The sequence below is a fragment of the Curtobacterium sp. MCLR17_039 genome (assembly GCF_003234745.1).
In the GTDB taxonomy this organism is placed as follows: domain Bacteria; phylum Actinomycetota; class Actinomycetes; order Actinomycetales; family Microbacteriaceae; genus Curtobacterium; species Curtobacterium flaccumfaciens.
Genome location: NZ_QKTF01000015.1, coordinates 51,364 through 77,136 on the forward strand (window position 1 = coordinate 51,364; position 25,773 = coordinate 77,136).

General features: G+C 69.2%; 23 protein-coding genes. 12 read left to right on the forward strand and 11 right to left on the reverse strand.

Features of this window, described 5'->3' with window-relative positions; all coding sequences use genetic code 11:
* Positions 1–379 precede the first annotated feature (379 nt).
* From DEJ00_RS15310 to DEJ00_RS15325, 4 genes are all read left to right on the forward strand, one after another.
* Positions 380–1,291 (forward strand): CPBP family intramembrane glutamic endopeptidase, encoded by a 912-nt coding sequence (locus DEJ00_RS15310; protein ID WP_181440203.1) that lies wholly within the window; start codon positions 380–382, stop codon positions 1,289–1,291.
* 124 nt (positions 1,292–1,415) lie between these two features.
* Positions 1,416–1,841 (forward strand): hypothetical protein, encoded by a 426-nt coding sequence (locus DEJ00_RS15315; protein ID WP_111057939.1) that lies wholly within the window; start codon positions 1,416–1,418, stop codon positions 1,839–1,841.
* 426 nt (positions 1,842–2,267) lie between these two features.
* Positions 2,268–3,503 carry an acyl-CoA dehydrogenase family protein gene (locus DEJ00_RS15320; RefSeq protein ID WP_111057940.1) on the forward strand — a complete coding sequence of 412 codons (1,236 nt, stop codon included), beginning with the start codon at positions 2,268–2,270 and terminating at the stop codon, positions 3,501–3,503.
* Between the two features lie 224 nt (positions 3,504–3,727).
* On the forward strand, positions 3,728–4,600 hold the full coding sequence (locus DEJ00_RS15325; RefSeq protein ID WP_181440204.1) for a carboxypeptidase-like regulatory domain-containing protein: 873 nt from the start codon (positions 3,728–3,730) through the stop codon (positions 4,598–4,600).
* Positions 4,601–4,666: 66 nt separating this feature from the next.
* Here DEJ00_RS15325 and DEJ00_RS15330 read toward each other — a convergent pair whose 3' ends face one another.
* The 5 genes from DEJ00_RS15330 to nrdH all read right to left on the reverse strand — a co-directional run bounded on the left by DEJ00_RS15330 (position 4,667) and on the right by nrdH (position 9,046).
* On the reverse strand, positions 4,667–4,942 hold the full coding sequence (locus DEJ00_RS15330; protein ID WP_146247991.1) for a hypothetical protein: 276 nt from the start codon (positions 4,940–4,942) through the stop codon (positions 4,667–4,669).
* A gap of 155 nt (positions 4,943–5,097) precedes the next feature.
* Positions 5,098–6,072 carry a class 1b ribonucleoside-diphosphate reductase subunit beta gene (gene nrdF / locus DEJ00_RS15335; RefSeq protein WP_017886894.1) on the reverse strand — a complete coding sequence of 325 codons (975 nt, stop codon included), beginning with the start codon at positions 6,070–6,072 and terminating at the stop codon, positions 5,098–5,100.
* 90 nt (positions 6,073–6,162) lie between these two features.
* Entirely contained in the window at positions 6,163–8,268 is a 2,106-nt protein-coding gene (nrdE, locus tag DEJ00_RS15340; protein WP_110864196.1) for a class 1b ribonucleoside-diphosphate reductase subunit alpha, read from the reverse strand.
* Positions 8,269–8,285: 17 nt separating this feature from the next.
* On the reverse strand, positions 8,286–8,702 hold the full coding sequence (gene nrdI / locus DEJ00_RS15345) for a class Ib ribonucleoside-diphosphate reductase assembly flavoprotein NrdI (RefSeq protein WP_027465945.1): 417 nt from the start codon (positions 8,700–8,702) through the stop codon (positions 8,286–8,288).
* A 110-nt stretch (positions 8,703–8,812) separates the two neighbouring features.
* Positions 8,813–9,046: a glutaredoxin-like protein NrdH gene (gene nrdH, locus DEJ00_RS15350; RefSeq protein WP_017886897.1), complete on the reverse strand. Its 234-nt coding sequence runs from the start codon at positions 9,044–9,046 to the stop codon at positions 8,813–8,815.
* A 355-nt stretch (positions 9,047–9,401) separates the two neighbouring features.
* Here nrdH and DEJ00_RS15355 point away from each other — a divergent pair, with 355 nt between their 5' ends.
* Together DEJ00_RS15355 and DEJ00_RS15360 are read left to right on the forward strand one after the other, a co-directional pair.
* Positions 9,402–10,607 (forward strand): MFS transporter, encoded by a 1,206-nt coding sequence (locus DEJ00_RS15355; protein WP_071245113.1) that lies wholly within the window; start codon positions 9,402–9,404, stop codon positions 10,605–10,607.
* A gap of 188 nt (positions 10,608–10,795) precedes the next feature.
* On the forward strand, positions 10,796–11,614 hold the full coding sequence (locus DEJ00_RS15360; RefSeq protein ID WP_111057943.1) for an aldo/keto reductase: 819 nt from the start codon (positions 10,796–10,798) through the stop codon (positions 11,612–11,614).
* A 5-nt stretch (positions 11,615–11,619) separates the two neighbouring features.
* On the opposite strand, the gene DEJ00_RS15365 is transcribed toward DEJ00_RS15360, so the two are convergent.
* Entirely contained in the window at positions 11,620–11,958 is a 339-nt protein-coding gene (locus tag DEJ00_RS15365) for a hypothetical protein (RefSeq protein ID WP_071405879.1), read from the reverse strand.
* A 117-nt stretch (positions 11,959–12,075) separates the two neighbouring features.
* On the opposite strand from DEJ00_RS15365, the gene DEJ00_RS15370 reads away from it, so the two are divergent.
* Together DEJ00_RS15370 and DEJ00_RS15375 are read left to right on the forward strand one after the other, a co-directional pair.
* The gene (locus tag DEJ00_RS15370; protein WP_146247992.1) at positions 12,076–12,900 is read left to right on the forward strand and encodes a LysM peptidoglycan-binding domain-containing protein; all 825 of its coding nucleotides are present in this window, start codon (positions 12,076–12,078) and stop codon (positions 12,898–12,900) included.
* A gap of 63 nt (positions 12,901–12,963) precedes the next feature.
* On the forward strand, positions 12,964–13,485 hold the full coding sequence (locus DEJ00_RS15375) for a ribonuclease H (protein ID WP_111057945.1): 522 nt from the start codon (positions 12,964–12,966) through the stop codon (positions 13,483–13,485).
* 214 nt (positions 13,486–13,699) lie between these two features.
* Here DEJ00_RS15375 and DEJ00_RS15380 read toward each other — a convergent pair whose 3' ends face one another.
* A complete protein-coding gene (locus tag DEJ00_RS15380; protein WP_027465939.1) occupies positions 13,700–13,951 on the reverse strand; it encodes a DUF6458 family protein in 252 nt (83 codons plus the stop codon).
* Between the two features lie 64 nt (positions 13,952–14,015).
* Positions 14,016–16,586, reverse strand: coding sequence for an RNA helicase (locus DEJ00_RS15385; RefSeq protein WP_111057965.1), 2,571 nt, complete (start codon positions 16,584–16,586; stop codon positions 14,016–14,018).
* Between the two features lie 122 nt (positions 16,587–16,708).
* Here DEJ00_RS15385 and DEJ00_RS15390 point away from each other — a divergent pair, with 122 nt between their 5' ends.
* Positions 16,709–17,722, forward strand: a complete 1,014-nt coding sequence (locus DEJ00_RS15390) for an LLM class flavin-dependent oxidoreductase (protein WP_111057946.1) — start codon at positions 16,709–16,711, stop codon at positions 17,720–17,722.
* A 511-nt stretch (positions 17,723–18,233) separates the two neighbouring features.
* On the opposite strand, the gene DEJ00_RS15395 is transcribed toward DEJ00_RS15390, so the two are convergent.
* Positions 18,234–20,714: a glycoside hydrolase family 3 C-terminal domain-containing protein gene (locus DEJ00_RS15395; protein WP_111057947.1), complete on the reverse strand. Its 2,481-nt coding sequence runs from the start codon at positions 20,712–20,714 to the stop codon at positions 18,234–18,236.
* Between the two features lie 176 nt (positions 20,715–20,890).
* Here DEJ00_RS15395 and DEJ00_RS15400 point away from each other — a divergent pair, with 176 nt between their 5' ends.
* A complete protein-coding gene (locus tag DEJ00_RS15400) occupies positions 20,891–21,481 on the forward strand; it encodes a TetR/AcrR family transcriptional regulator (protein ID WP_027465935.1) in 591 nt (196 codons plus the stop codon).
* Between the two features lie 113 nt (positions 21,482–21,594).
* Positions 21,595–22,458, forward strand: coding sequence for an NAD(P)-dependent oxidoreductase (locus DEJ00_RS15405; protein ID WP_071245140.1), 864 nt, complete (start codon positions 21,595–21,597; stop codon positions 22,456–22,458).
* 3 nt (positions 22,459–22,461) lie between these two features.
* On the opposite strand, the gene DEJ00_RS15410 is transcribed toward DEJ00_RS15405, so the two are convergent.
* Positions 22,462–24,048, reverse strand: a complete 1,587-nt coding sequence (locus tag DEJ00_RS15410; RefSeq protein WP_258373708.1) for a methyltransferase — start codon at positions 24,046–24,048, stop codon at positions 22,462–22,464.
* Positions 24,045–24,410 (reverse strand): helix-turn-helix transcriptional regulator, encoded by a 366-nt coding sequence (locus DEJ00_RS15415; RefSeq protein ID WP_071245119.1) that lies wholly within the window; start codon positions 24,408–24,410, stop codon positions 24,045–24,047. The genes DEJ00_RS15410 and DEJ00_RS15415 overlap by 4 nt, the downstream gene beginning before the upstream one ends.
* A gap of 103 nt (positions 24,411–24,513) precedes the next feature.
* On the opposite strand from DEJ00_RS15415, the gene DEJ00_RS15420 reads away from it, so the two are divergent.
* Positions 24,514–25,770, forward strand: a complete 1,257-nt coding sequence (locus DEJ00_RS15420; RefSeq protein WP_111057948.1) for an MFS transporter — start codon at positions 24,514–24,516, stop codon at positions 25,768–25,770.
* The last annotated feature ends 3 nt before the right edge of the window (positions 25,771–25,773 follow it).

Genomic DNA, 25,773 nt, shown 5'->3' on the forward strand with positions numbered 1-25,773 from the left:
GCGGAAGAAGACATCGTGCGAGCTGAAATCGTCGACACGGCGCTCCCGTCGACCCATGGTCATCGCGGTACACCCCGGCGACTCTCTTCCGAGTGAAAGAGAGCCCTCGGTCACGTTGCGCCCTCCGCGTGCGCGGCCCTCGACCCCGCCGTTGACGCCAGGGGACGGATAACGACACCGCGTCTCGCACCACCCTCAGGGGCGTCCGAAGCTTGATATGTTGCCTTCCAGGTGATTGTTTCAGTAGGTTGATCCGCAGGCACTCAGGTTCCTCCGCCTAGGCAAGGGAGCCGATTGCCGTGATGCGCGGCCCACTCAAGCGAACGGGGGGGAGAACATGTTGGGAAGCCCGCGGGGTGTCCGCTGGAGTGCGGTCGGCATGTTCGTCCTGCTGGCGTACGGTGCGGCGTGGGCGCTGCTCTGGCCAGCGATCCAGGTGAACGCGGACCTCTCAGACCCAGCCGGGAACCCCGGTGCGTACATCGCAACCGTGGCCATGATGTTCACACCGGGCTTGGCTGCGTTGCTGGTCGCGATCACGCTCGAAGGCCGCCGCGGGAAGGCGATCCTGGTTGCACTCGGGCTGACGGGGTTCTTCACGCGTCAAGGCTGGCGCTTCGCTCTCGCAGGCATCGCCGGAGCTGCTCTGCTGATCTCCGGCAGCTGGGGCCTCGGGATGCTGTTCGGGTGGGTGCAGCTCGACCCCGAACACTCCGTCGCGAAAGAACTCATCGTTCGAGTCACGGGCGAGCAACCGCCGATGCCGATGGCACTCCTGGCGCTGCTGCAGCTGCTGAACCTCCCGATCGGGATTGCCATCACCGCGATCGCTGCGACCGGCGAAGAAGTCGGTTGGCGCGGCTGGCTCCTCCCGAAACTGCTGCCACTCGGCACCGGATGGGCGCTGAGCGTCAGCGGCGCGATCTGGGGTCTCTGGCACGCTCCCGCGATCCTGCTCGGCCTGAACTACGAGGAACGCAATCCCCTCGGGGTCATCATGATGATGATCGGCTGTGTCGGCGCGGGCGTGCTGATCGGCTGGCTCCGGCTTGCGAGTGGATCGCTTCTGCCCTGCGTGCTCGCCCATGCGGCACTCAACAGCTTCGCCTCGTACCAGTCCATCCTCTTCCCGCCTTTCGACGAACGCCTTGTCGGGCCGCTCGCCATCACCGGATGGGTCGTCATGGCGCTCTTGATCGCGGCGTGCGTTTTGCGGGCAACTCGACTTCGCCAGCGACACGGGTCGCAACTGGGCAGCCCCGAGGTCCGCAACACCGAGCTTTCCCAGTAGCCGGCCGAACGCCCAAGGGAACTGACCGGACCACCGCGGCCTCGGACCCCGAAGGACAAGTCCTCACCCCGGCCTGGAGGACGGCGTCTGCGAAGCGTCTAACTCGAGGGCGTTGACTACGTTCATGATCACCAAGGGCGTCATCCACCAGGTCGAGAGTGCGACTGTCCGGGATCGCAACGGCGTATCAGTCGGCAAGGTCGTGCAGGTGTTCCCCTCCGACGAGGACGGCAGTGCGGCCTACGTCTGTGTCGCAACCGGCCTGCTCGGGCGACTCCAGGCGCTCGTCCCCGCCGACGACGCCACGTTCGACGGTACGGACGTGCACGTCGGGTACACGAAGGACGCGATCAAGGACGCGCCGTCCCTCGGAGCCGGACGTACCCTGTCCCCCGCCGAGGCGAACGCCGTCCGCAAACACTTCGGGCTGTCCCGCACCGGTGCTGCAACCGGGGACATGGGCGACCCACACGAGAACCTCGACCAGGCTGGGACAGGTCTTGCGGGCGCGGACGACACCGAAGGCGCAGGGACGACCCCGCCGGCCTGAACGTCACCGGAGCGAACGACGCCGAGACCACGGCTTTCGCCCACACCAAGCCAGGCAGTGGCCAGTCCTCTGGCGGGTGCGCGCTCCCTCGATGATTCGCGCTCCTGTGAGCGTGGCCGACGCGGGTTTCTCGGAGGAGCATGCCTGTCTTCGTCCGACGGGCTCCGCGGCCACCGCACACGCGCAGCACCGCGAAAGGGCTGCTGCGAACCCCCACCTCATCGCAGCGTGGTCACGTGTCATGGGAAGTCACCCTCCGACACACATCGACACAACCCTTCTCGCGGGCGTTCGGCGATGCCACAGTCTCGCGATGGCGCACATCTGGTCGGGTTGTCCGCCCACATCGGACGAATCGACACCAGACGACGCCACACCACGCGACACCACGCGACAGGTAGCAGCCCAGACCACGAAGGAGTCCTCGTGACCATCAGCAACCAGACCGCCGACAGCACGATCGACGAGGGCGCCGACGACGAGCTCCTCGCCCGTTTCCGTCCGATCTTCGACCGCATCGCTGCCGGCGCCTCTGAGCGCGAACGCGACCACCGCCTCCCGTTCGAGGAGATCGGCGAACTCGCCGCCGCCGGATTCGGCGCCGTCCGCGTCCCCGTCGCCCACGGCGGAGCCGGGGCGACCCTGCCCCAGCTGTTCCGCCTGCTGACCGAACTCGCCGCCGCTGACAGCAACATCCCCCAGGCGCTCCGCGGCCACTTCGCACTGGTGGAGGACCGCTTGGTCGCCCGGTCCGGGGAACGTGAGGGGTGGTTGGACCGCTTCGGCCGCGGTGAGATCGCCGGCAACTTGTGGACCGAGGTCGGATCGGTGCAGATGGGCGATGTGATCACGAAGGTGACCCCGCAGCCGGACGGGACGTTCCGGATCACCGGGCAGAAGTACTACTCGACCGGCAGCATCTTCGCCGACTGGATCGACACCTACGCCGAACGCACGGACACCGGCGAGCGGGTCATCGCGATCGTCGACGCGCACCAGCCCGGGGTCACCCACACCGACGACTGGGACGGGTTCGGGCAGCGCACCACCGGGTCCGGCACCAGCACCTTCGACGACGCCGTCGTGCAGGCCGACGCGGTGATCCCCTTCGACGAGCGGTTCAAGTACCAGACGGCGTTCTACCAGGGCGTGCTGTTGAGCGTCCTCGCCGGGTCCGTCCTCGCAGCCGAGCGGGAGATCGCGCGCGAGGTCCGCAACCGCACCCGCGTCTTCTCCCACGGCAACGCCGACACGTTCGCGGCAGACCCGCAGATCCTGCAGGTCGTCGGCGAGGTGTCGGCGGCCGGGTTCGCCGCCACGGCGATCGTCGACCGGGCCGCCGCGGCCCTGCAGGGCGCGTACGAGGGAGCCGGGCTCGACACAGCCGAAGACGAGCGCCGCAACGACCGCGCCGAACTCGCGACCGCGCAGGCCCAGGTGGCGCTGACCACCCTGGCGACGACGGCGACCTCGCACCTGTTCGACGCGCTCGCGGCGTCCGGGGTGAGCACGACGAAGAACCTCGACCGGCACTGGCGGAACGCTCGCACCGCCGGCAGCCACAACCCGTGGGTGTTCAAGGCGCGGATCATCGGTGACCACGCGGTCAACGGTGCCGAACCGCCCCGCGTCTGGGCGATCGGTGCGACCCGCACCTCGTGACGCCTGTCGAAGCCGAGACGGCTTCCGCGTGACCGCTGCTGCGATGTGCCTGCCCCACCGCTCGCCCGCCGTGCGCGTACAGTCCCTGGCAACGCACGGCTGGCCAACCATCGGGGAACGCGATGCGACTGATCACGAGGATGACGCTGGCCGTTGCGCTGGCAACAGGTGCGCTGATCGGCCTCGCGCCACCAGCGACTGCGGCCGGATCCGGAACGATCACCGTGCAGCTCACAACGCCCGACGGCACCGCGATCCGGCTGGCGGACGTCGAACTCGCAGCGATCGGCACCGACGTCGTCGTCGGGAACGCCACTACCGACGATGACGGCACCGCGACGTTCACCGGCATCCCCGCACCGGACACCGTCACGGTGACGACGCGGCAGCTCCCACCGCACGGAACGGAGACCTACGCCCCCGGACTCCGCTCGGGCATCGCCGTCCGTGGCGGTTCCACAGTCGCGGTCACCGTGCCGCTCGTGATCGGCGCCACCGTGCAGGGCGGTGTGGTCGGCCCCACGGGACCCGCCGCTGGGCGCCTGATGTACGCCTGGAACGAGGACACCTCGCAGGTGTTCCGGACGACCTCGGACAGCGCCGGCCAGTACCGGTTCGTCGGGTTGAGCACCGGGAAGTACCGTATCGAGGCCTACGCCAGCGGAACGGCGTCTCCCGCCGTCTGGAAGACCCGGGTGTACCAGCAGCGAGGAACGCTCCCGGCTTCCCGAGTCACCTTGTCACGGCACTACGCACACAGCGACTACGACCTGGTCGTCTACGCGGCCTCGGCGTCCCGCAGCCCGTCGGTGCAACTGAGCGGCGCGACCGTCACGGTGACGAACGCGACGACCGGTGCGTCGTTCTCGACCCGGTTCTCGACGCTGCTCGACAGCGAGCAGACGGCGCAGTTCCAGATCCCCTCCGGGCAGTACGTGGTGGAGCTCCGGACCGTCGCGACGACCACAACGACCGCGCAGGTGCTGTGGCTCGGACGTCCGGGCGGCGCGTACCGGTACGTGACCGACCGAGCGCAGGCCGTGCCGGTGAAGGTCGTGTTCGGCGGTGGCAACTTCTGGGGCGGCGCCCTCGGGTGATCCGGCCCCAACACCATCCCCAGCCCAGGGCTGGCCGGACGCGGTTGGCTGCGTGACTGCACGCGGTCACGTGAGCAGCAACGGACAGGAGGCGCGGTGCCAGCTGGCACCGCGCCTCCTGTCCGGAACACGGTCGCGGACACGCGACGGTGGCGTCGCCACCTTCTCCATGTCGTCTATGAGACGGAGTTCGGTGAGGTCGTGGTCACGGCCGACGATGGAGAAGCGGTACTCGCCGTCGTCCTCGCGGCGGCGCAGCTCCACGCTCATCTTCTCCGCGGTACCACCGGCCTGCAGGTACGAACCCCCGTACTGCTCCTCAGCCTTGTCGGGGTTGAACATCGAGTCAGCGTCGTCGGGACACCACCAGATCCTCTGACCGAGGTGATCTTGATGCGTTGTCAACCGCAAGTCGGCCACATCGGCGACGGTGCCCTTCAACTGAGAACGCCCCGCCAGCCGAAGCCAGCGGGGCGTCCCCATGAGTCAGAGCAGGATCAGAAGTCCCAGTCCTCGTCCTCAGTGTTCACGGCCTTGCCGATGACGTACGACGACCCGGACCCCGAGAAGAAGTCGTGGTTCTCGTCCGCGTTCGGCGACAGGGCGGAGAGGATGGCCGGGTTCACGTCCGTGATGTTCTTCGGGAACATCGGCTCGTAGCCCAGGTTCATCAGCGCCTTGTTGGCGTTGTAGTGCAGGAACTTCTTGACGTCCTCGGTCAGACCGACCTCGTCGTAGAGGTCCTGCGTGTACTGCACCTCGTTCTCGTACATCTCGAACAGCAGCGAGAACGTGTAGTCCTTGAGCTCGTCGCGCTCGGCCTGCGTGAGCGTCTCGAGGCCCTTCTGGTACTTGTACCCGATGTAGTACCCGTGGACGGCTTCGTCACGGATGATCAGGCGGATCAGGTCGGCGGTGTTCGTGAGCTTCGCGCGCGACGACCAGTGCATCGGCAGGTAGAAGCCCGAGTAGAACAGGAACGACTCGAGCAGCGTCGAGGCGACCTTGCGCTTCAGCGGGTTGTCGCCCTGGTAGTAGTCCATCACGATGGACGCCTTCTTCTGCAGGTTCGGGTTCTCCTCGGACCAGCGGAAGGCCTCGTCGATCTCACGCGTCGACGCGAGGGTCGAGAAGATCGACGAGTAGGACTTGGCGTGCACCGACTCCATGAACGCGATGTTCGTGTAGACGGCTTCCTCGTGCGGGGTGATCGCGTCGGGGATGAGCGACACGGCGCCGACGGTGCCCTGGATGGTGTCGAGCAGGGTCAGACCGGTGAACACACGCATGGTCAGGGTCTGCTCGGCCGGCGTCAGCGTGTTCCACGACTGCACGTCGTTCGACAGCGGCACCTTCTCGGGCAGCCAGAAGTTGTTGACGAGACGGTTCCAGACCTCGACGTCCTTGTCGTCCTGGATGCGGTTCCAGTTGATGGCCTGGACCCGATCAATGAGCTTCAGCTTCTCGACCAACGTGTGTTCCTTACAGAGATGGTGACTAAGTGACGGACTGGAGGCGCGGTGCGGGTTGGCACCGCGCCTCCAGGGAGCAGAGCGACAGCTCTACAGCATGCAGCTGACGCAGCCCTCGACCTCCGTGCCCTCCAGCGCGAGCTGGCGGAGACGGATGTAGTAGATCGTCTTGATGCCCTTGCGCCATGCGTAGATCTGCGCCTTGTTGATGTCACGCGTGGTGGCGGTGTCCTTGAAGAACAGCGTCAGGGACAGGCCCTGGTCCACGTGCTGCGTCGCCGCGGCGTACGTGTCGATGATCTTCTCGGCACCGATCTCGTACGCGTCCTGGTAGTAGTCCAGGTTGTCGTTCGTCATGAACGGCGCCGGGTAGTAGACGCGGCCGAGCTTGCCTTCCTTGCGGATCTCGATCTTCGACGCGATCGGGTGGATCGACGACGTCGAGTGGTTGATGTACGAGATCGAACCGGTGGGCGGGACGGCCTGCAGGTTCTGGTTGTAGATGCCGTGCTCCTGGACGGACGCCTTCAGCGCCTTCCAGTCGTCCTGCGTCGGGATCGTGATGTTCGCGTTGTCGAAGAGCGAGGCAACACGAGCGGTCGCGGGGGTCCACGTCTGGTCGGTGTACTTGTCGAAGAACTCACCCGACGCGTACTTCGAGTCGCGGAAGCCGTCGAAGGTCTCGCCGGTCTCGATCGCGATCTTGTTCGACGCACGAAGGGCGTGGAACAGCACCGTGTAGAAGTAGATGTTCGTGAAGTCGATGCCCTCTTCGGAGCCGTAGTAGACGCGCTCACGAGCGAGGTAGCCGTGCAGGTTCATCTGGCCGAGGCCGATGGCGTGCGACTTGTCGTTGCCGTCCTCGACGGAACGCACCGAGGTGATGTGCGACATCTGCGAGACCGAGGTCAGGCCGCGGATGGCGGTCTCGATGGTCTTGCCGAAGTCGGGCGAGTCCATCGTCAGCGCGATGTTCAGCGAGCCGAGGTTGCAGGAGATGTCCTTGCCGATCTCCTTGTAGGAGAGGTCCTCGTTGAAGGTCGTCGGGGTGTTGACCTGCAGGATCTCCGAGCACAGGTTGGACATGTTGATCCGACCCTTGATCGGGTTGGCCTTGTTCACCGTGTCCTCGAACACGATGTACGGGTAGCCCGACTCGAACTGGATCTCGGCGATGGTCGTGAAGAAGTCACGCGCCTTGATCTTCGTCTTCTTGATGCGCGAGTCGTCGACCATCGCGCGGTAGTTCTCGGAGATCGGGACGTCGCCGAAGGGGACGCCGTAGACCTTCTCGACGTCGTACGGCGAGAACAGGTACATGTCCTCGTTGTTCTTCGCGAGCTCGAACGTGATGTCCGGCACGACGACGCCGAGGGACAGCGTCTTGATGCGGATCTTCTCGTCGGCGTTCTCGCGCTTGGTGTCGAGGAACTTCATGATGTCCGGGTGGTGGGCGCTGAGGTAGACCGCGCCGGCACCCTGACGCGCACCGAGCTGGTTCGCGTAGGAGAAGGAGTCTTCCAGCAGCTTCATCACGGGGATGATGCCCGAGGACTGGTTCTCGATCTGCTTGATCGGGGCGCCGGCCTCGCGGATGTTGGAGAGGAGCAGGGCCACGCCGCCGCCGCGCTTCGAGAGCTGCAGCGAGGAGTTGATGCCGCGAGAGATCGACTCCATGTTGTCCTCGATGCGGAGCAGGAAGCAGGAGACGAGCTCGCCGCGCTGTGCCTTCGCCGTGTTGAGGAACGTGGGGGTCGCGGGCTGGAAGCGGCCGGCGACGATCTCTTCGACCAGGTCGATGGCGAGCTGCTCGTTGCCCTGGGCCAGGCCGAGGGCGGTCATGACGACGCGGTCCTCGAAGCGCTCCAGGTAACGCTTGCCGTCGAACGTCTTGAGTGTGTAGCTCGTGTAGTACTTGAACGCGCCGAGGAACGTCTGGAACCGGAACTTCTTCGAGTACGCCAGGTCGTTGAGTCGCTGGATGAAGTCCAGCGAGTACATGTCGATCGTGGCTTTTTCGTAGTACTCGTTCTCGACCAGGTAGTCGAGCCGCTCCTTCAGGTTGTGGAAGAAGACGGTGTTCTGGTTGACGTGCTGCAGGAAGAACTGCTTGGCGGCCTCACGATCCTTGTCGAACTGGATGTTCCCGTCCGCGTCGTAGAGGTTGAGCATCGCGTTGAGGGAGTGGTAGTCCATCCCCGTCTGCGGCGACGTCAGATCGACGTCTGCAACTGCTGCGTCCAAAATGCATCCAATCCTGAGTTGACCGCCGACACGTCGTCAGGGGTCCCGAAGAGTTCAAACCTGTACAGAAGGGGGACGTTGCACTTCTGCGCGATGACGTCCCCTGCGAGGCCGTACGCCTCGCCGAAGTTCGTGTTGCCACCCACCACCACGCCGCGGATGAGCGAGCGGTTGTGGGCGTCGTTGAGGAACTTGATGACCTGCTTGGGGACTGCACCCTCGCCGTTGCCGCCACCGTAGGTGGGCAGGACCAGGACGTAGGGCTCGTCGACGTGCAGGAACGGTTCGCTCGGGTAGAGCGGGATCCGGTCCGCGTCGCGGCCGAGCTTCTCGACGAAGCGCGCGGTGTACCCGGACACGCTCGAGAAGTAGACCAATCGGCTCATGGTGCGCTCCTCTGGAGAAGGTGCGGAACAGGCGGACCGGGGGTGTCCTGCGGGCGATCGCCGGGCCTCCTGAACGGGACCGGGGTGACCGTCCGCAGGACGGAAGACGACTACGCCAGTTCGGCGCTGAGGGTCGCGATCTTGTCGGGGCGGAAGCCCGACCAGTGGTCGTCGTCCGTGACGACGACGGGGGCCTGCATGTAGCCGAGGCTCTTGACGTGCTCGAGCGCTGCCTCGTCCGTGGAGACGTCGTGCACTTCGTACTCGATGCCCTTGTTGTCGAGGGCCCGGTACGTCGCGGTGCACTGGACGCAGGACGGCTTGGTGTAGACGGTGACGGCCATGTTCTCCCCTGGTTCCTACTGGTTTCTGCTGTGCTGTGGAGGTGGTGCTGATGTCTGTCCGCAGTCGTGTCCGGGAGGGGCCGCTGCGATGCCTCCACACTACATCTAGTGGCTAGCCGCAGCACCGACCACAAGAGGAAGTGTTACAGCCATGTAGTTCTCCACAACGTCCTCCACAGTCTGTGGATTCCCGGGAGGCCCGAGTTTCCGCCAGTCTGCGGCCGACCACCGACACTTCCCCACACCCGTGGACAGTCCCGATCCACAAGTGTGGAATCAGCGCATCGGCGTGTCGCGAACCGCCCCTCCCCAGGACGGGGGACAGACCCGTCCGGCCGGTCCGTACACTCGTCTCGTGAGTACGTACGGGCCCCTCCTGAAGACCCCTGGCGTGGGTCGTGTCATCGCCGCACAGCTCACCGCGCGGTTCCCATTCGGCATGCTGTCGCTGGCCTACCTGCTGCACGTCGAGCACGTGTTCGGCTCCTACGGCGCGGCCGGTCTGGTGCTGGCGACGACGAGCATCGGGCAGGCGCTGGCCGGTCCCCTGACGAGCCGGTGGATGGGCAGCTGGGGCATGCGCCCCGTCCTCATCCTGACGAGCATCGTCGCGCTGATCAGCATGGTGGTCATCGCGTTCGTGGTCATGCCGCTCTGGGGCTACGTGGTGGTCGGGTTCCTCGGCGGTCTGGCGGTCCCGCCCGTGCAGCCGGCGGTGCGCACCATCTACCCGAAGATGGTGACGTCGGCGCAGCTCACACCCCTCTTCTCACTCGACGCCAGCGCGCAGGAGCTCATCTGGGTCGCCGGCCCGGTCATCACCACCTTCGTCGCCACCCAGGTCGGCACGGTCGAGGCGATCGTCGTCGCGATGGTCTTCCTGGTCGTCGGCGGCGCGTGGTTCATCGCCTCCCCCGAGCTCGGTCGAGTCCGCATCCCCCGCTCCAAGCGCGCCTTCGGTGTCGTGCTGAAGCGCCCCGCGGTCGTCGTCGCCACCCTGACCGGTCTGCTCCTCATCGGGGCCTGCGCAGCGGTCGAGGCGAGCGTCACGAGCGTCTTCGGCGAGGGCAGCCCGAACGCCGGCATCGTCCTCGCGGTGTTCGCGGTCGGTTCGCTCGTCGGCGGCCTGGCGTTCGGCCACCGCCCGATCTCCCGCAACACCCTGTGGACGCGCATGGCCGTCGTCTTCGTCGGCCTCACCCTGGCCCTCGGCGGCACCGGCTTCTGGTGGCTCTGCCTCGCCCTGGTCATCGCGGGTGTGGGCATCGCGCCGGCCCTCGCGGTGATGTTCGGTTCGGTCTCCGCCACCGTCAAGTTCTCCGACACGGCCGAGGCCTACGGCTGGATGGGCACCGGCCAGCTGATCGGTGCCGCCGGCGGTTCGGCGATCGCCGGCTTCCTGATCGACGGCAGCGGCCCCGTCGGCGGCTTCACCGTCGGCGCCGTGATGGCCGGCCTGGGCGTGCTGCTCCCCCTGGCGATGCGCAGCTGGCTGCCCGACCTGCGCGGCCGTGACGCCAGCCCCCTCCCCGACACCGAGCCGGTGCACCTGCCGACCTGAGCGTGCGGTTTCGGGCGTACCTGGTCGAAACGGGCGTACCTGGTCGGGAGTTCTGACCAGGTACGCCCGTTTCCACTTGCCATCGCGGCCGATGTGGGAAGGAACGTGCGCCCGGCGTACGGGTCGCGTTCTCCACAGATGGCCTGGAGGCCCGACACGCGCCCGCCAGGCACCGGCAGGATGGGTGCATGGTCACCTCAGTCCCCCTGCGCGACGGCCGCGCGATCCCCGCGATCGGCTTCGGCGTCTACAAGGTCGACGATGCCGAAGCGGAGACGGCGGTCGGTCTCGCGCTCGACGCCGGCTACCGGCACGTCGACACCGCCGAGATGTACGGCAACGAGACCGGCGTCGGCAGGGCGATCCGGGCCTCCGCGCTCGATCGTGACGACGTCTTCGTGACGACCAAGGTGTGGAACGACCACCAGGGGCGCGACGCGACCCTGCGGGCGTTCGACGGCAGCCTCGAGCGGCTTGGGCTCGACGCCGTCGACCTCTACCTGATCCACTGGCCGGCCGCCGCGAACGACCGTTACGTCGAGACCTGGCGGGCGCTGGTGGAACTGCGCGAGTCGGGGCGGGCGCGGAGCATCGGTGTCTCGAACTTCCAGGTGCCGCACCTGCAGCGACTCATCGACGAGACCGGCGAGGTGCCGGCACTGAACCAGGTCGAACGGCATCCGTGGCTGCCGCAGCGCGAACTCATCGCGTTCCACGAGCAGCACGACATCGTGACCGGGGCGTGGTCGCCGCTCGGTCGCGGGCGCCTGATCGACGAGCCGGTGCTGACGAGCATCGCGGACGCGCACAGCGTGAGCGTGGCGCAGGTGCTCGTGCGGTGGAACGTGCAGCAGGGCGTGGTGGTGCTGCCGAAGTCGGTCACGCCGTCACGGATCCGGTCGAACCTCGACGTCGACGGCTTCGAGCTCACCGCCGTCGAGCTCGCGGCGATCGGGACGCTCGAGTCCGGGCAGCGGACCGGCTCCCACCCGGACTCGGTGTCGTAGCCGAGCTAGCCCCGGCGGTCCTCCTCGGACTGCCACGGCAGGTGCAGGTCACCCGGTTCGGGCTCGACGTCGCCGGCATCGTCCGCGCCGCCCGTCCCGGGAGCCGCGATGACCTTGGACGGGTCGATGCCGTCCGCACGCAGGTCGGCGTCGTCGCGCTGCTTCGTCTGGGACGCGTCCATCTCGCGCTCACTCGACGGGCTGTACGACGTGTCCGCTGCTCGCTGCTCGCGTCCGCTGACCCCGTCGACGTCGTCGCTGTGCGCGGCGTCGCGGAGCGCGTCGTTGCGTGCGCGGTCGTCGGACGGCTCGGGGCCGGGGGCGTTCGGGATGCTGTCGCTCATGGTGTTTCCTCCTGCAGCGGACGGTAGTCCTCGGCCCCGTGTAACGAGTCTGGCTCGGTCCGCGCCCCGCACTCGATGACGTCCCTGGCCCCGCTACGCTGCCGACGAGGGGGAACGATGGGACGAACACGGACCGCGACGACCGCGGTGATCGGCTCGGCACTGGTGGGGCTGCTGCTCACGGGGTGCACGGCGTTCGGCGGCGACGACACCATCCCGACGCCGACGCGACAGGCGGCCGAACGCACGGCGGAACCCACCCCGGACCCGACGCAGGCGGCCGATGCGGTCGAGGTGGAGCAGGCCCTGCCGACCGACACCGTGGCGGCCGAGACCGACGTCGTCTCGCCGAGCGGTGACACGAGCATCCACGTCCGCGTCGTGGCGAACGACCGCGGCACCTTCGACGCCCAGCTCTCCGGGTACCGGACGACCAATCCGCAGCCGATGCGTCTGGAGTTCCGACACCGGCACGCGCAGCCGCTCGACGGTGCGGACGGCGCGGTACGCGAAACGGTCGAGTGGGCCGCCGCGGTTGCTCCTCCGACCTCGTTCACGATGGGTCAGGCGGGTCCACGCCCCGACTACCTGCGCAGTGTCGTCCTCGTGCCGGCGACGGTGGCGGACGAGGACTCGTCGGCGCGCCCGTGGGCCGGATCGGTGCTCGCCGCCGCTGACCTCACGTGGAGGATCCCGAACCCCTACCCCGACCTCCGGGTCACCGTCGGCAAGGACCGACCGGGCGCCTACGGCATCGTCACCGACCTCGACGGCCGACCGGCGAACTACCTGGTCGCCCACGGCGACGAGCTCTCGACCGTCGCGGAGCGGTTCGGCGTCACGCCGGCGCAGGTGCAGTGGATGAACCCCTACACGGAGCAGCGCGACGACGACTGGCTACTCGAGGGCAGCACGCTCAACATCGACCCCGCTCGGCGTTGAGCCGAGGGGCCGGGCCGGTCCGTTACGGTTGACCAGCACTCGGCACCACCAGGAGGTCCCATCGTGACGATCGTCGCCGCCGCAGACGGCTCAGCCCTCGGCAACCCCGGCCCCGCTGGCTGGGCCTGGTACGTCGACGACGACCGGTGGGCAGCCGGCGGCTGGCCCCGCGCGACGAACAACATCGGCGAGCTCACCGCCGTGCTGCAGTTGCTCCGTGCCACGAAGGACACCGGCGAGCCGCTGCACATCCTGTGCGACAGCCAGTACGCCATCAAGGCCTGCACCGAGTGGCTCGCCGGCTGGAAGCGCAAGGGCTGGCGGAAGGCCGACGGCAAGCCGGTCCTCAACGTCGAGATCATCAAGGAACTCGACGCGGAACTGCAGGGCCGCAAGGTCACGTTCGAGTGGGTGCGCGGTCACGTCGGTCACGAGATGAACGAGGCCGCCGATGTGCGAGCCCGCGGTGCTGCCACCGCGTTCCAGAACGGCACCGACGTGCCGCACGGTCCCGGCTGGCCAGGCGCCGAGGTCCCCGAGCCGTCTGCGCTGCCCGAAACGACCCCGCCCGCGACCCTCTTCTGACGGCGGAGCGGCACGCAGCGACTTCGGCGGAAGCGGAACCGCCCGACGAACCTCCACTCGAACCGGAAGCAGATCTGATGCCCGACAGCACCGTCCCCTGCAATGCCGAGGTACAACGGGCTCAGTCGCATGCCGTCGAGCGAATCATCGCTCGCGCATCGGCTCTGTGGGCAGACGAACCAAAGCCGACTGACGGGACGACCGAGCTGGGCGGTCAGTAGGTCCCGTCGCGCCGGTCCTGGCGGGTGATCTGCTCCCCCGACGCCGGGTCGACGCCCGAGCGCGTGGTGGTCGTCGTGCGGCGACCACCGAAGGCCACGGCGAGGCTGATGATGAGCAGCACGACACCGGCTGCCATCAGGATGTAGCCGATCAGGCGGAGGTCGATACCGGCGAGCTGGATGTTCAGCGCGAAGGCGACGATCGCGCCGATGACGATCAGGGCGATGCTGGATCCGATGCGCATGACGCAGTCCTCTCGGGTGGGGGTGGTGCCGGAGACGGTACACGTCCGACAACCCCAGCGCCGATCAGTCGACGTCCACCTCGGCCCACCCGTCGAACCGTCCGATCTCGGTGACGCGCACGACGGCCTCGCCGACCTCGTCCGAGGCGTCCAGGTCGATCGTCGCCGAGAACCCGAAGTCCTTGTCGCCCTCGGGGTCGGCGAAGATCTGCCGCGCCTTCCAGACCCGGGGTGATGCGGTGGCACCGCTCTCGTCGAGCACCAGGTACTGCATCGAGCGCGCGTCGGCATCGGTGCCGATGCTGTCGTGCTCCTCGTAGTACTCCTCGAGCACGTTGTCCCACGCCGACCGGTCGAAGCCGACGGTCGCGTCGAGTTCCCCGAGCCCGTCGATGTCGTCGGCCGCGGCGAGCAGCACCCGCTGGAACAGGGCGTTGCGCACGAGCACCCGGAACGCCCGCGGGTTGCCGGTGAGTCGTGCGGGCTGCGGCGGCGCGATCTCCTCGTGTTCCTCGGAGGCCAGCAGGACGTCGCCGTTGAGCAGCGCCTCCCACTCGTCGACGAGCGAGGAGTCGGTCTGCCGGACGACCTCGCCCAGCCACTCGATCAGGTCGTCGAGCTCCTGGGTCCGCTGTTCCTCGGCGATGGTCTGCCGCATGGTCCGGTACGCGTCGGACAGGTAGCGGAGCACGAGCCCCTCGGAGCGGGTGATCTGGTAGAAGCGCACGAAGTCGCCGAAGGTCATCGCGCGTTCGTACATGTCACGGACGACGGCCTTCGGGGACAGCTGGAAGTCGAGGACCCAGGGCTGTTCGGCGGCGTACGCCTCGTAGGCGGCGGTCAGCAGCTCGTCGAGCGGCTTCGGCCAGGTGACCTCCTCGAGCAGTTCCATCCGCTCCTCGTACTCGATCCCCTCCTGCTTCATCCGGGCGACGGCCTCGCCACGCTCCTTGAACTGCTGCTGCGACAGGATCGCCCGCGGGTCGTCGAGCGTGGCTTCGACGACCGAGACCATGTCCAGCGCATAGGTGGGAGAAGCAGGGTCGAGCAACTCGAACGCGGCGAGCGCGAACGGTGACAGCGGCTGGTTGAGCGCGAAGTTCGGCGCGATGTCGACGGTGAGGCGGTAGGCGCCGTCGACCTTCTCGATCACCCGCGCGTTGATGAGGGTCCGGGCGATGACGAGTGCCCGCCGGGCCATCGCGAGCTGCCGCGGGCGCGGTTCGTGGTTGTCGTAGACCAGCGACCGGACGTCCGCGAAGGCGTCCCCTCCGCGGGCGACGACGGACAGCACCATCGCGTGCGTGATCCGCATGCGCGAGACCATCGGCTCCGGCTCGGCTGCGATCAGCCGCTCGAACGAGGCCTGGCCCCAGGACACGAAGCCCTCGGGCGCCTTCTTCCGCTTGATCTTGTTCTTCTTCTTCGGGTCGTCGCCGGCCTTGGCGACGGCGCGGGCGTTCTCGATGTCGTGCTCGGGTGCCTCGGCGACGACGTCGCCCTCGGTGTCGTAGCCGGCACGTCCGGCGCGGCCGGCGATCTGGTGGAACTCCCGCGCGGACAGCTGGCGCATCTTCGTGCCGTCGAACTTCGTCAGCCCGGTGAACAGCACGGACCGGATCGGCACGTTGATCCCGACGCCCAGGGTGTCGGTGCCGCAGATGACGGGCAGCAGGCCGCGCTGGGCGAGCTGCTCGACGAGTCGTCGGTACTTCGGCAGCATGCCGGCGTGGTGCACGCCGATGCCGGCCCGGATCAGGCGCGACAGGGTCTGTCCGAACCCGGCGCTGAAGCGGAAGCCGGCGATGGCGTCGGCGATCTGGTCGCGGCGTTCGCGCGAGGCGACCTTCGCCGACATCAGCGACTGCGCCCGTTCGAGTGCGGCGGCCTGGGCGAAGTGCACGATGTAGATCGGCGCCTTGCCCTCCTCGAGGAGCCGTTCCACCGTCTCCTGCACGGGCGTCATCACGTACTGGTACTCGAGCGGCACGGGTCGCGAGACACCGGTCACGCGGGCGGTGGGCCGACCGGTCCGGCGGGACAGGTCGTCGGCGATGGTGGTGACGTCGCCGAGGGTCGCGGACATGAGCAGGAACTGCGCCCGCTCGAGCACGAGCAGCGGCACCTGCCACGCCCAGCCTCGGTCGGGGTCGCCGTAGAAGTGGAACTCGTCCATCACGACGACGTCCACGTCGGCGTCCGGCCCCTGCCGCAGGGCCAGGTTCGCCAGGATCTCGGCGGTGCAGCAGACGATCGGGGCGTCGGCGTTGACGCTCGAGTCACCGGTGACCATGCCGACGTTCTGCGCACCGAACAGCTCGACGAGCTGGAAGAACTTCTCGGACACCAGCGCCTTGATCGGTGCCGTGTAGTAGCTCCGCTTGCCCTCGGCGAGCGCGGCGAAGTGCGCGCCGGCCGCGACGAGCGACTTCCCGGTGCCGGTCGGCGTGCTCAGCACGACGTTCGCGCCGGACACGAGCTCGATGACCGCTTCGTCCTGCGCCGGGTACAGCGGTCGGCCGCCCTCGGCAGCCCAGGCCGCGAAGGCCTCGTAGACCTCGTCGGGGTCGACGACGCCGTCCACCGCCGCCGGGATCGCGGCGACGAGCGGGGGCACGGTGGTGACGTCGGTCATGTACACATCCTCCCAGGTGCGCATGTGCCGGACGGGAGGCCCGTGGCGGCGCCGCCACGGGCCTCCCGTCCGCCCCGTCGCCGACTCAGGCGCATTTCGATACGTGCGCATAGACTCGCGACATGCGCGAACTCGGCTTCCTCTCCTTCGTCCCGAACCACGGCGGCACCGACGGCGCCGCCGGCGCCCTGGAGGACGGCCTGCGCCTGTTCGAGACCGCCGAGTCGCTCGGCTACGGGACGGGCTGGGTGCGCGGACGGCACTTCGAGCCGTACCTGACGAGCCCGATGACCTTCTTCGCGGCCGCCGCACAGCGCACCAGCACCATCGCGTTCGGCACCGCCGTGCTCGGCATGCGCTACGAGGACCCGGTGCGCCTGGCCGAGGACGCCAGCACGGTCGACCTGCTCAGCGGTGGCCGGGTGCAGCTCGGCATCAGCACGGGCATCGCCGGGTACGGCCCGATCCTCGACCCGGTGTTCGGCACGGTCGACCGCAGCTTCCGCGACGAGGCCGAGGCCCGCGCCGCACGGCTGCTCGAGGTGCTGCAGGGTGAGCCCCTGGGCAGTGCCGGCAAGGGCTACGAGAGCATCCCCGCCGGGGCCGACCTGACCCTGCAGCCGCTCAGCCCGGGCCTGCGCGACCGCGTGTGGTGGGGCGGCGGCAGCATGGGCACGGCGGTCCGCACGGCCGAGAAGGGCCTCCTGCTGCACTGCTCGACCCTGAACACCGAGGACACCGGCGCCCCGTTCGCCCAGGCGCAGGCCGACCAGATCGCCGCCTACCGCGAGCGGTTCGCCGAGCTGCACCCGCAGCGCGAGTCCAAGGTCGCCGTGGGCCGGATCGTGGTGCCGCTCCTCGACGACCACGACCGCGCCGTGCACGAGGAGTTCCTGACCGGGTACGCCTCCGGGATGGACGACGAGGGCCGGCCGCTCTCGGGTACCCCGCCGTTCCGCTTCAGCAAGGTCGTGTCCGGCGAACCGGCGGCCATCGTCGACGCCCTGCTCGCCGACCCGGCGGTCACCGCCACCGACGAACTGGTCATCACCCTGCCGGCGAACGGCGACCGTGCGGCACACGAGCGGATCCTGCGCATCGTGGCCGAGGAGATCGCCCCGGCGCTGCGGGCCTGAGGGCCGGCACTGCGGGCCTGAGGGCCGGCGCCGCTGGCCCGACCGCCTGCGGTCCCGCCGCCGCACCGCCACCGAGAGTCAAGGGCATCCGGCGGGGCTCTGATCGAGTTGGTGAGGCCCGAGAGCCCGGCCGGATGACCATCTCGTCCCTGATCCGCACGAGATGGTGCACCCATCGTTCCACCTACCGAGCGGTTTGTCACACCGTTCCGCGCACCCGGGACGTAAGAAGTTGACCAAGTGTCACTCGTTTTTCCGAACCGGGACGAAGTGCGGCAACGGGTTCACCGGTGCGCATCGGGGCCGGAACGACGAATGCGTCCCCGCGCGGACGCGGGGACGCATTCTGGGACGCACCGGGGAGGCCAGGGCAACAACGGCCGGATCAGGAGACCGAGTCGCTCACCCAGCGACCCCGTAGTCGGTGCGTGCGCGGACGGTAACCAGCCGACTCGCGCACATAGATGTTACTGAATGGAGTTGGGAGCTGCGCGGAAACCGGACGACTTCGTCACTCCAGTTCGAGGGACGCGGTTCCGGCGTCGTCGGAGACCGAGGCGCCGACGTGCAACGTGAAGGTCCCCGACTCGTACTGCCACGAGCCGTCCCAGTGGGCGAAGGCTCGCGCCGGGACCTCGATCGAGACCTCCGTCGAGGCGCCCGCGGCGAGCCGGACCGGGGCGAACCCGACCAGCCAGCGCACCGGGCGGTCGACCGCCGACTCCGCACGGGACGCGTAGACCTGCACGACGTGCTTGCCGGCGCGGTCGCCCGTGTTCGCGACGGTCGCCGTGACGATGACGGCGTCGCCCTCGCGCACGGTCGGGGTCGCGGAGACGCCCTCGATCGACCACGTGGTGTAGCCGAGGCCGTGGCCGAACGGGTACGCCGGCTCCGTGCCGGCCCGCAGCCAGGCCCGGTAACCGACGTGGACACCCTCGTCGTAGGCGACCTTCCCGTCGACCGGGGTGACGTCGAGCACCGGGACGTCAGCCATCGCGACGGGCCACGTGGTGGGCAGGCGGCCGCCGGGCTCCTGTGCCCCCGTCAGCACGTCGGCCAGCGCGTTGCCGTACTCCTGCCCGCCGAACCAGGTCAGCAGCACCGCGGCGACGTCGTTCCGCCAGGGCATCTCGACCGGCGACCCGGCGTTCACGACGACGACCGTGTTCGGGTTCGCCGCGGCGACCGCGCGCACCAGGTCGTCCTGGCGGCCGGGCAGTGCCAGCGAGGAGCGGTCGTAGCCCTCGGACTCGACTTTGGAGTTCGTGCCGACCACGACGACGGCGACGTCCGCACCACGGGCGGCGTCCACCGCAGCCTCGATGAGCACGGCGGGGTCGTCGTCCGACGGCTCGGTGCCGAACTGGTACGCCAGCACCCCGCCGAGCGTCTCGTCCTGCACGATGTCGTACTCGATGCGGATCGCGACCTGCTGTCCCGCCGTCACCTCGACCGGCACCGACCGCGCCGGCGGGTTGAGGAACGCGGCACCGAGCTGGTCGCCCTCGAACGGCACGTCCTCGTCGAGCAGCAGTTCGCCGTCGATCCACATGCGTGACTGGCCAGCCGCGCCGATGCCGAACCGCACGGTCCCGGTCGACTCGGCCGTGTAGGTGGTGGTGATGTCGAGCCGGTCGGCTTCGCGGGTCGGGGCGTCGCCGCCGAACCAGAACAGTGCCGTCGCGCGGCGGTCCTCGACGAACAGCTCCTCGCCGTCCTTGACGAAGGCGACCCGGGCTCCGGGCTCCCCGGTGCCGGGGTTCGTGATGGTGGACAGCGGGAACTCCGCGATGCCCTCCTGCACGACGGCGCCGATCGCGTAGTCCACGCTCGCGCCGGGGAAGGCCGAACGGATGCCGTCCAGCGGTGACACGACCTGCGACGGCACGACCGTGGCCGAGCCACCGCCCTGCGTGCGGGCCTGGTCGGCGTTGTGGCCGATCACCGCGATGCGCGACACGGCGGGGGCGTCGAGCGGCAGGACACCGGTGTTGCGGACCAGGACCGTGCCCTCGGCCTCCGCCTCGCGCACGAACGCGATGCCGTCCTCGACGTGCACGGGCGACGCGGCGACGGGCCCGAAGCCCTCGAGCGCGCCGACGCGGGCAGCCAGGGTCAGGATCCGGCGGACCTTGCGGTCGATCGCCGCCATCGGCACCTCGCCGGACTGCACGGCGGCGAGCAGCGGGCCCTCGCTCCACCACGGGTTCGGCCCGGGCATCGCGACGTCCTGCGACGCCTTCGCCGAGTCCACCGAACGCACCCCGGTCCAGTCGGACACGACGATGCCGTCGAAGCCCCACTCCGAGTTGAGCGGAGTCTCGAGCAGGTCGTTCTCCGACGCCGTCACGCCGTTGATCGCGTTGTACGACGACATGATCGCCCAGGCGTGCGCCTCGGTCACGGCCTTCTCGAACGCCAGCAGGTACAGCTCGCGCAGGGCACGGTCCGACACCTCGGTCGACGCGGTGAAGCGGTCGGTCTCGTAGTCGTTCGCGATGTAGTGCTTCGGGGTCGCGGCGACACCGTTCTCCTGCACGCCGTCGACGTACGACGCGGCCAGGTCACCCGTGAGCACCGGGTCCTCGCTGAACGCCTCGAAGTGCCGGCCGCCGAGCGGAGACCGGTGCAGGTTGATGGTCGGGCCGAGCACGACGTCGACGCCCTTGCGGCGGGCCTCCACCGCGGCGGCGGCGCCGTAGCGCTTCGCGATCGCACGGTCCCACGAGGCGCTCAGCGCGGTCGCCGACGGCAGGTTCAGGGACGGGTCGCGCTCGTCCCACACCTCGCCGCGCACGCCCGAGGGGCCGTCCGACATCAGGATCCGGCGCAGCCCGATCTTCTCGATGGGCCAGGTGGTCCAGAAGTCACGTCCGGTGAGCAGCTGCACCTTCTCGTCGGTGGTCAGCTGGCCGAGGAGCGCATCGATGCGCTCGGTCAGCGGCGTCGACGGTCTGGAGGCGGTGCTCGCGTCGTTCACGGTGGTCACGGTGGTCGGTCCTCTCGTTCAGGGCCGCGGGGCGCCGCCTGGACAGCCGGGGCCTCGTCGCCCACACCCACCATCCACCGGGTTCGCCGCCCGCGCTGGCAGCTCCTGCACCGTACCACCGAAAACCAACCGTTGCTTGGTTTTCTCGGGTCTCCTGCGGGCGGTACAGTCTGGCCATGGCACGACGGGGTTCGTACGCAAAGGGCATCGCGAAGCGCGAGGAGATCCTCACGGTCGCGCTGGACCTCGTGGCGTCGCAGGGCTTCCGGCGGACGAGCATCAAGGACATCGCCGACGCCGTGGAGCTGACCCAGGCCGGCCTGCTGCACTACTTCGACTCGAAGGACGAGCTTTGGGTCGAGATCCTCCGCCGCCGCGACGAGCTCGACCTCGCGCACGACTGGCAGGCCGCGGACCCGGCAGCCCTGCTCGCCGCGATCGTGCGGCACAACGCCGAGGTCCCGGGCCTGGTGCAGATGTTCGTCAACCTGTCCGCCGCGGCCGCCACCGACGCCGAGCACCCGGCGCACGAGTACTTCCGCGAGCGCTACGACCGCAGCCGCCGCGACCTGTCCGCCGACTTCCGGGCCATGCAGCAGGACGGCCGGCTGCGCACCGACATCGACCCCGACGAGCTGACCAGCGTCCTGCTCGCGGTGTCCGACGGCATGCAGATCCAGTGGCTCTTCGACCCCACTCGCGACATGGCCGAGCACGTCGAACTCGTCGCCCGCCTCGCGATCGCCCAGGTCACCCCCACCGCCTGACCACCACCCCCGACGCTCCGGGGTACGGACAGGGCCTGGTCGCGTCAGGTGCGGCGGGGCAGGATGGTCGGTGCCCGCCAGGGTGTGTTCCGACGACGATGTGGAGTGACGCGATGACGCGTGTAGTGGTGACCGGTGGCAGCGGCAAGCTCGGACGAGCGGTGGTGCGCGACCTCGATGCGCACGGGTACGACGTGGTCCTGCTCGACCGTGTCCCCTCCCCCGACAAGCCCGAGCGAGTCCCGTTCGTGCGGATCGACCTGACCGACCACGGCCAGGTCCTGAACGCCCTGCTCGGCATCGACGACCGGTACGACCACGTCGACGCCGTCGTGCACCTCGCGGCGGTGCCGGCCCCGGGGCAGGTCCCCGACGTGGCCCTCATCACGAACAACGTGACCTCGTCGATCAACGTCTTCCACGCCGCACGTGCCGCGAAGATCAAGAACGTCGTGTGGGCGTCGAGCGAGACCCTGCTCGGCATCCCGATGGGCGAGCACCACCCGCCCTACCTGCCGGTCGACGAGGAGTTCGCGGTCCGCCCGCAGTCGTCGTACTCCCTCGGCAAGGCGGTCGAGGAGGAGATGGCCCGCCACTTCACCCGCTGGGACCCGGAACTGAAGATGATCGGCCTGCGCTTCTCGAACGTGATGGACGAGACCGACTACCCGGCGTTCCCGTGGGACGCCACCCCCGAGGCGAAGACGTTCAACCTGTGGTCGTACATCGACTCCCGCGACGGGGCCCAGGCTGTCCGCCGGGCACTCGAGGCCGACCTCACCGGGTTCGAGGCGTTCGTCATCGCGAGCCCCGACACGGTGATGGACACCCCGACGATCGAGCTCGTCGAACGCTTCGTGCCGGACATCGAGCGCCGTGCGGACATCGACGGCGTCAGCTCGCTGCTGTCCTCGGAGAAGGCCCGCGAACTCCTCGGCTACACGCCCGAGCACAGCTGGCGCGACCACCGCGCCTGATCGTCAGGCGGCGGGGACGAGCAGCCCGTCGAGCACCAGGTCGCGCGCCGCCGGCAGCAGGTCGGCGGCGAGCGCCTGCGCGTCCACGCCGGTGATCTGCGCGAGCGCGCCGATGATCGCGGCGACGGACAGGTCGCCGTCGCACGCACCCACGAACGCCGCGAGTGCGGTGTCCGCGTCCACCCGGCGCCCGAGCCCACCACCCTGCACCAGGGTCATCACGGTGGGGTCGTCGTTGCCCGGCCAGTAGTACCGTTCCTCGGTGACGTCACCAGCCACCGACAGGTGAGCGGCGGCGAGCGCGGCATCGTCGTGCGCGGCGAGCCAGGCGGCCGCGTCGAGGACGCGGGCGACCGTCGCGCCGAGGCCCGCGGGGTTGGACCCGAGCGTCTCGGGGACGCGCTCGAACCGGCGGAGGCCGGACGGGCCTCCCGGCAGGGGTCGACGCACCACGACGTAGCCGAAGCCGACGCCGGTGACGCGACGGTCCGCGAAGTCGTCGAGCCAGGCGCTCATCAGGGTGTCGAACTCGGCCGTGCCGGGCTTCGTCCCGCCGTCGCGGATCCAGGTCTCGGCGTAGGACGTCGGGTCCTGCCGCTCGCGCTCGATCACCCACACGTCGAGGTCGGTGTCGGCGAACCAGGCGCGCACGCGGTCCAGGCCGTCGACGCCCCAGTGGTACTCCCAGTTGCCGAGGAGCTGAGCGGTGCCACCGGGCTCCAGGTGGGCGTCGAGGCCGCGCAGCACCGTCTCGACCAGGGCGTCGCCGACCATGCCGCCGTCGCGGTACTCGTACGACGGGACGCCCTCGCGACGGGGTGTGATGACGAAGGGCGGGTTCGAGACGATCCGGTCGAAGCGCTCCCCCGCGACCGGCTCGAACAGCGAGCCGAACCGGAAGTCGATGCCGTCGATGCCGTTGAGCCGGGCGTTGAACCGGGCGATGTCGAGGGCACGGCGCGAGATGTCGGTGGCGACCACCTGGTCGGCGAAGCGCCGCGCGTGCATGGCCTGGATGCCGCACCCGGTGCCGAGGTCGAGCACACGCTCGACCGGGACGGGCACCTGCAGGCCGCTCAGCGTCGTGGTGGCGCCGCCGATGCCGAGGACGTGCTCCTCGCTGATGGCGTGCCCGAGGGCGAGCTCGCCGAGGTCGGAGACGATCCACCAGCTGCCGGCGCCGAGGTCGTCGACGAAGGCGTAGGGGCGCAGGTCGACGGTGGGGTGCACGAGCACGTCGGCACTGTCGCCTTCACTGCGCAGCAGGCCCGCGGCGATGACGGCGTCGAGCCCGGCGGTCGGGAACGCCGCGGCGGCCTCGGCCCGCGCCACCGGCAGGCCGAGCACGAACAGCGTCGCCAGGGCGCCGAGCGGCGTGGTCTCGCGGGCGGCGAGCGCGCGGAGCGCGGCGACGCGCGAACCGCGGTGCAGCGATGCGGCGGCCTCGGCGCCCCACAGCGAGTCGAGCCGGTCGACGGTGAACCCGGCCGCCGTCAGGTCCGCGGCGAGCGCCGTGGTGACGGCAGGGTCCGCGACGATCGACGGCAGCGTGTGCACAGCGTCCACGCCGGCGGACGAGCCGGCGCTCACGAGGCGATCCCCTCGCGCAGCAGCGCAGCGGGGACCTGCCAGTCGAGCACCAGGTCGAGGAGCCCGGGGAACCGCTGCTGCACGTCCTCGACGCGGACGCGGCTGACGCGGGTCAGGCCTTCCAGGTGCTGCTCGAGCAGACCGGCCTCGCGCAGGACCCGGAAGTGGTGGGTCAGCGTGGACTTCGGCCGGTCGATGCCGACCCAGCCGCAGCTGCGCTCGCCCCCGGCCGCGTCGACCAGGTAGCGGTGCAGGATCGCGAGCCGGATCGGATCACTCAGGGCGTCCATCACGACCGGGAGGTCCATCTCGGCCACGGACGGCTGCGGCAGCCGTTCAGGAGCATCGACGTGCGCGGGCATGGACGGGACGCTACCACCGTTCGGCTTGCTGTACGACTTGCGTCGTACTGTTCGAGTGCGGTACGAATGCAGTCGTACTGCACGGAGATGGAAAGGGGTGCGCATGCACCAGTCAGCTCGTTCGGTCGCCGGGTTCTGGATCCTGGCGGCGATGCTCCTGGTCTCGGTCGCGTCGTCGGCCGTACCGTCGCCCATCTACCCGGTCTACGCAGCCGAATGGCACCTCACCCCGCTCATGCTCACCGGCGTCTTCGCCATCTACGTCGCCGGCCTGCTGGCGAGCCTGCTCGTCGCGGGCCGCCTGTCCGACCACGTCGGCCGCAAGCCCGTGCTCGTCGTCGGCGGCCTGGGCGTCGCGCTGTCGCTCGGCCTGTTCGCCATGGCGGACGGGGTCGTCGCGCTCATCGTCGACCGGATCGTGCAGGGTGTCTCGGTCGGACTGCTCATCGGGGCTCTCGGTGCGGCCCTCATCGACAACTCCCTCGAACGCCACCCCACCATGGCCGGCGTGCTGAACGGGGTCATCCCGCCGATCGCCCTGGCCACCGGCGCGATGTCGAGCGGCGCGCTGGTGCAGTGGGGTCCGGCGCCGGAGCAACTCGTCTACCTGCTGTTCGGCGCGCTCCTCGTGCTGCTGGTGCTCGCGCTGTTCGTCGTCCCCGAGCAGGTGCAGCGTCGCCCCGGCGCACTCCGCTCCCTGCGCCCGACGATCAGCGTGCCGCGGTCCTCACGCCGGCTGTTCCGCGGTGTCGCCGGCTCGCTCGTCGCCAGCTGGGCCCTCGGCGGCATGTTCCTGTCGCTCGTCCCCTCGGCGCTCGGTACGGTGTTCGGCATCACCAACCACTTCGCCGCCGGTGCGCTCATCGCCGTGGTCACCGGCGTCGGCGCCCTGACCGGGCTGGCGATCCAGCGGATGGACACCCGTCGCGCGGTCCTGCTCGGGCTCGTCGCGCTCGTGCTCGGCCCGATCGTCACCGTGTCGTTCGTGTTCGCACACTCCCTGCCGGGCATGGTCGTCGGCAGCGCGATCGCCGGTGTCGGCTTCGGCGCCGGGTTCCAGGCGCCGCTCCGGATGCTGCTCGCCACCGCCGCCCCGACCCACCGTGCCGGACTGCTCTCGACGATCTACGTCGTCAGCTACCTGGCGTTCGGGGTGCCCTCGGTCATCGGCGGGCTGCTCGAACCCTCGGTCGGTCTGGTCCCGGTCATCGCCGGGTACGGCGGCTTCATCGTGCTCGCCGCGGTCGTCGCCCTCGTGCTGCAACTGTCGTCGAAGGACGCCGCCGAGGTCGAGGAGCACGCCGCCGAGGTCATCGAGCGCACCGCGACAGGCTCGATCCGGGTCGCCTCCGCCGACTAGTGC